This is a genomic window from Coprococcus sp. ART55/1 (assembly GCF_000210595.1).
Classification (GTDB): Bacteria; Bacillota; Clostridia; order Lachnospirales; family Lachnospiraceae; genus Coprococcus; species Coprococcus aceti.
The window spans coordinates 68,625-79,350 of record NC_021018.1 but is presented as its reverse complement, the minus strand read 5'-3'; the positions used below and the strand labels follow the sequence as shown (position 1 = coordinate 79,350).

Annotated in this window: 10 protein-coding genes; 9 read left to right on the top strand and 1 reads right to left on the bottom strand. The window is 47.1% G+C overall.

The features are described 5' to 3' along the window. The coding region (locus tag CCU_RS00350) for a biosynthetic peptidoglycan transglycosylase (RefSeq protein ID WP_208895860.1) at positions 1-528 on the bottom strand (528 nt) is incomplete at its 3' end. A gap of 261 nt (positions 529-789) precedes the next feature. On the opposite strand from CCU_RS00350, the gene CCU_RS00345 reads away from it, so the two are divergent. The 9 genes from CCU_RS00345 to CCU_RS00305 form a co-directional block, all read left to right on the top strand. Next, on the top strand, positions 790-1,101 hold the full coding sequence (locus tag CCU_RS00345; protein ID WP_015533142.1) for a hypothetical protein: 312 nt from the start codon (positions 790-792) through the stop codon (positions 1,099-1,101). A gap of 92 nt (positions 1,102-1,193) precedes the next feature. After that, on the top strand, positions 1,194-2,096 hold the full coding sequence (gene gpr, locus CCU_RS00340) for a GPR endopeptidase (protein WP_015533141.1): 903 nt from the start codon (positions 1,194-1,196) through the stop codon (positions 2,094-2,096). Between the two features lie 92 nt (positions 2,097-2,188). After that, on the top strand, positions 2,189-3,349 hold the full coding sequence (locus tag CCU_RS00335; RefSeq protein ID WP_015533140.1) for a stage II sporulation protein P: 1,161 nt from the start codon (positions 2,189-2,191) through the stop codon (positions 3,347-3,349). 135 nt (positions 3,350-3,484) lie between these two features. After that, on the top strand, positions 3,485-5,299 hold the full coding sequence (gene lepA / locus CCU_RS00330) for a translation elongation factor 4 (protein ID WP_015533139.1): 1,815 nt from the start codon (positions 3,485-3,487) through the stop codon (positions 5,297-5,299). 151 nt (positions 5,300-5,450) lie between these two features. After that, positions 5,451-6,749 (top strand): radical SAM family heme chaperone HemW, encoded by a 1,299-nt coding sequence (hemW, locus tag CCU_RS00325; RefSeq protein WP_015533138.1) that lies wholly within the window; start codon positions 5,451-5,453, stop codon positions 6,747-6,749. A gap of 153 nt (positions 6,750-6,902) precedes the next feature. Continuing rightward, positions 6,903-7,943 carry a heat-inducible transcriptional repressor HrcA gene (gene hrcA, locus CCU_RS00320; RefSeq protein WP_015533137.1) on the top strand — a complete coding sequence of 347 codons (1,041 nt, stop codon included), beginning with the start codon at positions 6,903-6,905 and terminating at the stop codon, positions 7,941-7,943. A gap of 37 nt (positions 7,944-7,980) precedes the next feature. Then, on the top strand, positions 7,981-8,646 hold the full coding sequence (grpE, locus tag CCU_RS00315) for a nucleotide exchange factor GrpE (RefSeq protein ID WP_015533136.1): 666 nt from the start codon (positions 7,981-7,983) through the stop codon (positions 8,644-8,646). A 72-nt stretch (positions 8,647-8,718) separates the two neighbouring features. After that, positions 8,719-10,566, top strand: a complete 1,848-nt coding sequence (gene dnaK, locus CCU_RS00310; RefSeq protein WP_015533135.1) for a molecular chaperone DnaK — start codon at positions 8,719-8,721, stop codon at positions 10,564-10,566. Between the two features lie 26 nt (positions 10,567-10,592). Continuing rightward, positions 10,593-10,726 (top strand): DnaJ domain-containing protein (locus CCU_RS00305; protein WP_208896322.1); only part of this gene is annotated, 134 nt, incomplete at its 3' end.

Genomic DNA, 10,726 nt, shown 5'->3' with positions numbered 1-10,726 from the left:
CTTACGCTCAAGCTTATCCAGGAAAGTTGACTCATTCAGTCCGACGTTGAACACGTTGTTCTTGATGAGCTGCTGTGTAAGAGTGGAAGCACCCTCATCGAAGTCTCCGCTTTTGAGACCCTTTATAAATGCTCTGGCGATACCCTGTACATCGATTCCGTTGTGCTCCCAGAAACGTCTGTCCTCTATAGCGACAAATGCATTCACAAGATCCTCAGGAATAGAGTCGTAATACACATACTCTCGGTTGGAGTTGGAATTGGCAAGTGTCGTGATCTCCTTTCCATTCTGGTATACAAGAGTTGTCTTGTATCCCTTAGGTATGAGAGCGTCAGCGTTGATGTTCGGCGTATCATCCAGAATACCCTTGAGGGCACCAAATCCGGCTCCGACACCGACTATCACAATGGCGAGCACCAGCACCAGTATAATCTTAAACACAGAAATGTTAAGCTTACGCCGGTTTCTTGGAAGCTTGGATACCAGCTCCTTCTGAGCCTTCACCGCTCCCTTCTTAGTAAAATCCATAAAAAGACCTCCTTAAAACCTGGGGGATAGATCCCCGCTATTTAATTGTAAAAGTAAATTCTAAATAAGGGCAGACTACTGCCGTTAATATACACTTCAAATTAGTATATCAAATAACAGTATAATAATAAAGAAAAAAATATTGCAACAAAACAAAAATTAATAAACGTGAACGAAAAAATCAGAAAGAGTAAATTGACAACGGTATGATTCAAAAGCATAATAAATATAAAAAAGTGCAGAATAAACAGGAGAAGATATATGTTTGCATCAATAGACGAAGCGGTTGAATACTGGAAGGACGAGCTGTCATATGTGGACGACGCAAAGGTGACAGGATATGTGGGAGGCTACCCGGTGGTGGAATTTACCATCAACAAAGCCGCCTGGGGACTTGTTAAGGACAAGAAGAAATTTGGAAGGATCGTAAGATCATCGGAGATGGAGGGCGGAATAGAAGTCGGTGTGTCGACATGCTTTTATCAGACGGCATCCCTGGAGTGGGAGCCACCTGTCCTCAGGGTGTGCGGATATCCTGAAGTGATCAACAGAATACTTGGCAAGGTAATGTAAGATTTACCGTGGAATGCCCCGGCGGATACATAAAAATGCATCCGCCGGGGTATTTTATTATACATGTAATGGGTTATGTAAGGAGGACGCATATGAACAGGGAGATACGTACGGATCTTGCGATAGAGCTCAGAGAAAATGTAGCCGACAGGAGAAATATGCCTGGGGTCAAGGTGAAGACGGTGGTGAATGAGGACAGGAGCATCAAGACCACCACCATAACGGTGCTGGATGAGATAGGGGAGAAAAATCTGGGAAAGGCAAAGGGACAATATATAACGATAGAGTGTTCCAAGCTTAAGGAATATGAGGAGTCCATACATGAACCTCTGAGGGCGGAGCTTGAGGGCAGACTCAGGGAGCTCATGGGGCATGCGGGAAATATACTGGTGGTCGGACTTGGCAACAGGCAGGTCACCCCGGATTCCATAGGCCCGCTGGTCATAGACAATCTGTATGTGACAAGGCACCTGGACACTCCGGGAAAGCCAGATCTGGTCATGAGTGCCATATGTCCGGGAGTCATGGCACAGACCGGAATAGAGACTGTGGATATAGTCAGGGGAATATGCGATGAGATAGACGTGGAGATCGTGGTTGCAATAGACGCCCTGGCGGCCAGAAGCAGCAAGAGACTCGGATGCACCATCCAGCTCACGGATACAGGTATAAGCCCCGGCTCCGGTGTCGGCAACAACAGAAAGACACTGAGCTCAGACAACCTTGGCAGACGCGTGATCGCAGTCGGTGTTCCGACAGTCATCTCCGTTCCATCCATCATAGACGATTCGCTGGATGAGGTGGCTGATGCATTTAACGAGACCTACGGGCGCAGGATCATGAGGGAGTTCACGGAGAAGCAGAGATACCAGATAGCGTGCAATCTTCTGGACGAGGATATGGCGGATATGTTCGTGACCCCGAAAAATATAGACGAGCTAGTGCGCCGCATCAGCTTTACGATATCTGAGGCGATAAATGCCATAGCGATGTAGAGAAAAATACAGGGAATCATTTGGCACGTACACTCATATATTTGAATAATGGATAACAGAGACCATAGCATATTCAAAAGGGGTGGAAATGTATGTCGGACAGAAAGCTTCATACGAAGACTGTGTATATACTTGCGTGGGTGATTCTGGTGTGCGCGGGGATATTGATAAAGACCGGGATAACTGATGATGTGTGGAAGCTGGTGTATAGCGGGATATATGGCAGTTCTTCGGGTGAAACAGGCGAGAGTATATACAGCCCCGGTGCGGCTGAGCCGGATGTGTACTGTTACATGGATTACTGGGAATCCCAGGTCAGGGAGGTGTGCGAGGAGGGCAGGACATACCAGACGGAGGATGCGGATTCCGAAGGTGAGGCATCATCGCAGGCGGAGACTTCAGAGACTTCTGCGCCTGCCAGCACTGAGACCACAGAAGCTGCGCAGAGATCCGCTGATGCCAGGACTGTGTCGGCCATGGCGGATATAATGAGCTCTTATATAGGTATGGACGCAGATACACTCCTTTCATATTGTTATAACGCCACATACCCTAAGTGCGTAAAAAAAGACGAGCTGGATGCGGAAAATCTGCTCGGCAAAGATCTGTCGCTGGATATGGACACGGGCGGATACAAAGTTCTGATATATCATACCCACAGCTCCGAGGCATTTGCGGACTCAAGACCGGGCGAGGTGGACGATACGGTGATAGGACTTGGCAACCGCCTGGCGGAGATACTCACGGATACATATGGCATACCGGTGTACCACGACACCACGGCATATGACATGATGACAGGGGTTCTTGACAGGAACGCTTCCTATGATTATTCGAGGGAAGGTGTGTCACAGATACTTAAGGACAATCCTGAGATAGAGGTCATCATAGATCTCCACAGGGATGGTGTGCCGGATGACACACATCTGGTTACAGATGTGGATGGAAAGCCCACAGCACAGATCATGCTGTTAAATGGCATGTGCCGTGACGAGGATGGCAACGATGTGGACTATTGGAGCAATGACAACAAGGTCGACAACATGGCATTTGCACTTCAGACCTATCTGGCGGGCAGGGCAAATTACGGCGACATGATGCGCAAGATATACATAAGTACGAGCCGGTACAACATGGATCTCATGCCGCACGCCATGCTGGCTGAGATAGGCGCACAGACTAACACGGTGGAGGAGGAATACAACGCAATCGAACCATTTGCCGCAATGCTTGCAAAGGTGCTTCTGAAGTGAGGATTAAGTGGCATATTGGCACTTGCAGTTATATGCTCATACATGTTATATTAACGTCAAATGCGAGTAAGACAAGTATAAGAATAAAAGAGCCTGCACATACAAGGCGCGGGACATAGATAAGGATGTGAAAACATGGAGCATTTAGACCAGTCAAAGATAAGAAATTTCTGTATAATAGCGCATATAGATCACGGTAAATCAACACTTGCCGACAGGATCATAGAGAAGACCGGAACTCTGACCAGCAGGGAGATGCAGAATCAGGTTCTTGACAATATGGATCTTGAGAGGGAGCGTGGAATCACCATCAAGGCACAGTGTGTCAGGATCGTGTACAATGCCAATGATGGACAGGAGTACATATTCAATCTCATAGACACTCCGGGACATGTGGATTTCAATTATGAGGTATCTCGAAGTCTGGCAGCCTGTGAGGGAGCCATACTTGTGGTTGATGCCGCACAGGGCATAGAGGCGCAGACCCTGGCGAATGTATACCTGGCGCTGGATCATGACCTTGATGTCATGCCGGTCATCAACAAGATAGACCTTCCGTCAGCAGATCCGGAGAGGGTCGTGAACGAGATCGAGGATGTCATTGGAATAGAGGCACAGGATGCCCCAAGGATATCGGCAAAGAATGGAATTAATATAGAAGAAGTGCTTGAACAGGTCGTGAAGAAGGTGCCGGCACCGCACGGTGACCCTGAGGCTCCACTCAAGGCACTTATATTCGACAGTCTGTATGACTCCTACAAGGGAGTTATCATATTCTGCCGATTATTTGACGGCTGCGTGAAGAAGGGAACCACCATAAGGATGATGGCCACCGGAGCTGAGGCTGAGGTGGTTGAGGTCGGAATATTTGGAGCGGGAAGATTTGTCCCATGTGATGAGCTGTCAGCCGGTATGGTTGGTTACATAACAGCCAGCCTTAAGAATGTACAGGATACCACAGTGGGAGATACAGTCACACAGGCGGACAGGCCATGTGACGAGGCACTTCCTGGATACAAGAAGGCACAGCCTATGGTATACTGCGGACTCTATCCTGCGGATGGAGCAAAGTATCCGGATCTCAGGGATGCCCTTGAGAAACTTCAGTTAAATGATGCGGCGCTCAGCTTTGAGCCGGAGACATCCATAGCACTGGGCTTTGGTTTCCGATGTGGTTTCCTTGGACTGCTTCACCTTGAGATAGTTCAGGAGCGACTGGAGAGGGAGTTCAATCTTGATCTGGTAACCACAGCGCCAGGCGTTGTATATAAGGTACATACCACAGATGGGAATGTGATAGAGCTCACCAATCCGTCGAATCTGCCGGATCCATCCACCATAGAGTACATGGAGGAGCCATTTGTCGATGCGGAGATCATGGTCACAACAGAGTATGTGGGTGCCATCATGCAGCTCTGCCAGGAGAGACGAGGCGTGTACAAGAGCATGGAGTACATGGAGGAGACAAGAGCGCTTCTCAAGTACGACCTCCCACTGAACGAGATCATATACGATTTCTTTGATGCACTTAAGTCGCGTTCAAGGGGCTATGCTTCATTTGACTATGAGATGAAGGGCTATGTCCGCTCAGAGCTTGTGAAGCTGGACATCCTTATCAATAAGGAAGAGGTCGATGCACTCTCATTTATCATACACAAGGATACAGCGTATGAAAGGGGCAGAAAGATGTGCGAGAAGCTCAAGGACGAGATCCCGAGACATCTGTTCGAGATCCCGATCCAGGCGGCCATAGGCGGCAAGGTAATAGCCCGCGAGACAGTCAAGGCCATGAGAAAGGATGTCCTTGCCAAGTGCTACGGCGGAGATATATCCAGAAAGAGAAAGCTCCTTGAAAAGCAGAAGGAAGGAAAGAAGCGAATGAGACAGGTGGGCAATGTGGAGATACCACAGAAGGCATTTATGTCTGTCCTGAAGCTTGATGAGGAATAGAAAAGACCGGGAACACAGTGACACGGTTATATTAAATAAGAAATAATAGAATCGTAGAAAAGCCGTTAATGAGAGCATTCTGACAGGAGCATTCTTAGTAGCGGCTTTTTTCATGCGGTGACGATATTTGAAATAAAAAGGAAGGATACTAATGATAGATATAATAAATACCGAAAATTCAGATCGGGATTTCGGCGATGCAAATAATGACGAAGTTTTAGAGTCATATGAGAAGAAGCCGCTCAGCATATACATACATATCCCATTCTGTGTGAAGAAATGTGCATACTGCGACTTCCTGTCATTTCCGGTGGGGGCAGCCTGCATGTCGGGATATGGAGTGTACCGTGAGAAATACATCGAAGCCCTGTGCGAGGAGCTGAAAAGCTACTCGTATTTGGCGGAGACCCACAAGGTCAGGACAATATACATAGGAGGCGGAACCCCATCCATACTGGAGCCGGACGAGATCACACTTGTAATGACGACGGTGAGGAAGCTGTTCGATGTCGCAGAGGATGCGGAGATAAGCATAGAGGTAAATCCGGGCACCCTGACCAGCCGTAAGGCAGCAGAATATATAGCAAATGGCATAAACAGGATGAGCATAGGCCTTCAGTCCGCACAGAAAAATGAGCTGGAAGCTCTGGGCAGGATACACAATTATGACCAGTTCCTCGCCGCATTTGACATGGCTAGGGAGGCCGGATTTCGCAATATAAATATAGACCTGATGTCAGACATACCGGGACAGACCATGAGGTCATATCTGGACACCCTTGACAAGGTATTAAGGTGTAAGCCGGAGCACATATCGTCCTACAGCCTCATAGTGGAGGACGGAACTCCTCTGGCAGCAGATGAGAACCTGCTGTCACAGATCCCGGATGAGGACGTGGACAGGCAGATGTACGACATAACAAATAAGCTCTTAGGCACCGGCGGCTACCACAGATACGAGATATCCAATTACGCCAAAGCTGGCTACGAGTGCAGACATAACATAGTCTACTGGACCCTCGGGGAATACATAGGAATCGGAATCGGAGCAGCGTCCTTCCTGTACGGCAGACGCTACACCAACACATCCAGTCTGGAAGACTACATAGACGGCATGGCAAGACACAGGGAGCTCATGACATTCGGAGATCACGTCGCAAATTCGGGTAAGGCAAGAGATATAATAGAACACATGCGCAATGTGGAAGAAGAACTTGACGCAGACAGGCTGATGGAGGAATATATGTTCCTCGGCCTGCGTATGATATCCGGTGTGAGTGCAGAAAAATTCAACGACTACTTTGGACACTCCATCTACGACATATACGGCTCCGTCATAGATAAATACAAGTCCACCGGCCACCTCGAAGATGACCACGGCCTGATCCGCCTCACAAAAAAAGGCATCGACGTAAGCAACACGATCCTGGCGGACTTCTTAATAGAATAATACTGGCACGACCGTCCTTCAAAACAATAAAAAAACACAAAAACATTCGTTATTTTGTTGACAAAAGGGGGCGGCGGTGTTAGATTATGTTTAGTGGTTAGCACTCGGATATGTTGAGTGCTAATAAGACTAAAAGCAAAAAGGAATGAGAGTATGGAACTTGACGAGAGAAAAGTCAGAATTCTAAAAGCGATCGTTTCGAATTACCTGGAGACTGGAGAGCCCGTTGGATCGAGAACCATTTCCAAGCTGGCCGACATGAATGTCAGCCCGGCTACCATAAGAAATGAGATGTCAGATCTTGAGGACATGGGTTTTATATGCCAGCCACATGCATCGGCAGGAAGAGTTCCGACGGATGCAGGTTACAGGTTTTATGTTGACAGCATCATGGCAGACAGGAATGAAGAGAAAGCAGAGAATCAGACAGAGAGAGAGAATCTGCTGCAGAGAGTTGATAAGCTTGAGAAGCTTCTCAAGCAGGTGGCAAAGGTGCTTGCGACTAACACTCAGTACGCAACACTGGTTACGATGCCACAGTACAACAACACAGTAAAGTTCATCCAGTTGTCACAGGTTGATGAGACCACATTGCTGGCGGTCATCATGGTTGATGGCAATATAGTCAAGAATAAGCTGATCAAGACGACGTACAGCCTGAAGAATGAAGATATTTTAAAATTTAATATTCTGCTAAATACCTTCCTTCAGGGCGCGGCACTTCAGGATATCAATCTTGAACTTATACAGACCATGAAGGTTCAGGCAGGTGAATATGCAGAGATCCTTGAGACGATATTCCAGGGAATCATGGAGGCGATCCATGAGGCCGATGATCTCAAGGTTTATACCAGTGGAGCAACGAATGTACTCAAGTACCCTGAGTTGGCGAACACGTCATCCGCAGAGAAGCTGCTCGGAACACTGGAAGACATAGAGGACAAAGAAGAATTTGCAAAACATGTGGAGGATGTGATCCAGCAGGACAGCGACATACAGATCCTGATAGGACAGGAGAACAGCGATGAAAACCTGAAGGACTGCTCCCTTGTAACAGCAACATACAAGATGCCGGAGGGCGCAAAAGGAACGATAGGAATAATCGGACCGAAGAGGATGGATTACAAGAAAGTTGTGAGCATGCTCAAGGAACTCACCGGAGAGCTTGATGACATATTTAACAACAATGGATAGACAGATAAGATTATAACGATGAATAGGAGGATATGTAATGGCTGATAGCAATAACAGTACTGCATCCGACAAGAAGGTTAAGACAGAGCAGACAGCAGCCGAGACCATAGTTGGAGATGCTTCAGCAGAGATAAAGGATGGCGTTGAGTCAGAAGTCAAGGTCGATGAGACCGTTGACGTTCCGGAGGAGCAGGCAGAGGCTGCAAAGCCACAGCATGTTGCAAAGGAGAACAGACGTGGAGGCAAGGCTCTCCGTGAGGAGAACGAGAAGCTCAAGGAACGCTGCAAGGATGCAGAGACAAAGTACACAAGACTTCTTGCGGAGTGTGAGAACATCCGCCAGAGAAATGAAAAAGAGTCAGGCAAATTGTACGACATAGGTGCAAAGGGAGTTCTTGAGAAGCTCCTTCCTGTGGTAGACAATTTTGAGAGAGCAATGGCAGCCATTCCTGATGAGGATAAGGACAGACCATTCGAGTCGGGAGTTGCAAATATATATAAGCAGCTTATGACGTCATTGGAAAGCATAGGTGTAAAGCCTATGGATTGCGCCGGGGAACAGTTTGATCCTACATTCCACAATGCAGTGATGCATGTAGAGGATGACAACTACGAAGAGAATGTAATCGTTGAAGAGATGCAGAAGGGTTACATGTACAAGGATCAGGTGCTCAGATTTAGCATGGTAAAGGTAGCAAATTAAACTTCATAAGAAGGACCCACGGAGTGGGAGATTTCTTAATATTGTAAATTTTTTTTCTAGGAGGAAAAGACAATGGGTAAGATTATAGGTATTGACTTAGGTACAACAAATTCATGTGTAGCAGTTATGGAAGGTGGTAAGCCTGTAGTTATAGCTAACTCAGAGGGTATGAGAACAACACCTTCAGTAGTAGGTTTCCTGAAGACAGGAGAGAGAGTAGTAGGTGAGCCTGCAAAGCGTCAGGCAGTTACAAATGCAGATAAGACAATTTCATCTATCAAGCGTCACATGGGATCAGATTACAGAGTAGAGATAGATGGCAAGAAGTATTCACCACAGGAGATTTCAGCAATGATCCTTCAGAAGCTGAAGTCAGATGCAGAGGGATACTTAGGAGAGAAGGTTACAGAGGCAGTTATCACAGTTCCTGCTTACTTCTCAGATGGACAGAGACAGGCAACAAAGGATGCCGGTAAGATCGCAGGTCTTGATGTAAAGCGTATCATCAACGAGCCTACAGCAGCAGCTCTTTCATATGGTCTTGACAACGAGCAGGAGCAGAGAATCATGGTTTACGATTTAGGTGGTGGTACATTCGATGTATCTATCATTGAGATCGGTGAGGGTGTCATCGAGGTTCTTGCAACAGCCGGCGATAACAAGCTCGGTGGTGATGACTTCGATAACGCAATTACACAGTATATGCTTGATGAATTCAAGAAGGCAGAGGGCATCGACCTTTCAGGCGATAAGATGGCTATGCAGAGATTAAAGGAAGCAGCAGAGAAGGCAAAGAAGGAGCTGTCATCAGCTACAACAACCAACATCAACCTTCCTTTCATCACAGCAAACCAGGATGGACCAAAGCATTTCGATATGAACCTTACAAGAGCTAAGTTCGATGAGCTTACAGCAGATCTTGTAGACAGAACAAAGGGCCCTGTTAACACAGCACTTGCTGATGCAGGACTTACAGCAGCAGACCTTGACAAGGTACTTCTTGTCGGTGGTTCAACCCGTATCATAGCAGTACAGGAAGAGGTTAAGAGACTTACAGGTAAGGAGCCATTCAAGGGAATCAACCCTGATGAGTGTGTTGCTATCGGTGCTTGTATCCAGGGTGGTAAGCTTGCCGGAGATGCCGGTGCAGGCGAGATCCTTCTTCTGGATGTTACACCACTTACACTTTCAATCGAGACAATGGGTGGTATAGCTACTCACCTTATCGAGAGAAATACAACAATCCCTACAAAGAAGAGCCAGATCTTCTCAACAGCACAGGATAATCAGGATGCCGTTGATATCAACGTAGTACAGGGTGAGAGACAGTTCGCAAAGGACAACAAGAGTCTTGGCAGATTCAGACTTGATGGTATCGCTCCAGCAAGACGTGGAGTTCCACAGATCGAGGTTACATTCGATATCGATGCAAATGGTATCGTAAATGTATCAGCAAAGGATCTCGGAACAGGAAGAGAGCAGCACATTACTATCACATCAGGAACATCACTTTCAGATGATGATATCGATAGAGCAGTTAAGGAAGCAGCAGAGTACGAGGCTCAGGATAAGAAGCGTAAGGAAGGCATCGAGGCAAGAAATGAGGCAGATGCACTTGCATTCCAGACAGAGAAGGCACTCGGCGAGGTAGGAGATAAGCTTTCAGATTCTGACAAGGCTGGCGTAAAGGCAGATCTTGACTCCTTAAGAGCAGCAATAGACAGCACAGATGCAGAGAATATGAGCGATGCAGATGTAGATAAGATCAAGGCTGCAAAGGATAAGCTGATGGAGAGCGCACAGAACCTGTTCTCAAAGCTCTATGAGCAGAACGGTCCTGGAGCAAACGCAGGAACAGGTGCAGGCACACCTGATTACTCAGATGGCGATGTTGTAGATGGAGATTTCACAGAGGTTTAATATATAGAGGATGAAAGGTAAAGGCTATGGCAGAGACAAAGACCGATTATTATGAAGTCCTTGGTGTAACCAAGGGAGCCTCTGAAGCCGAGATCAAAAGGGCATACCGAGTGGTAGCAAAAAAATACCACCCGGATATGAACCCTGGTGATAAAGAGGC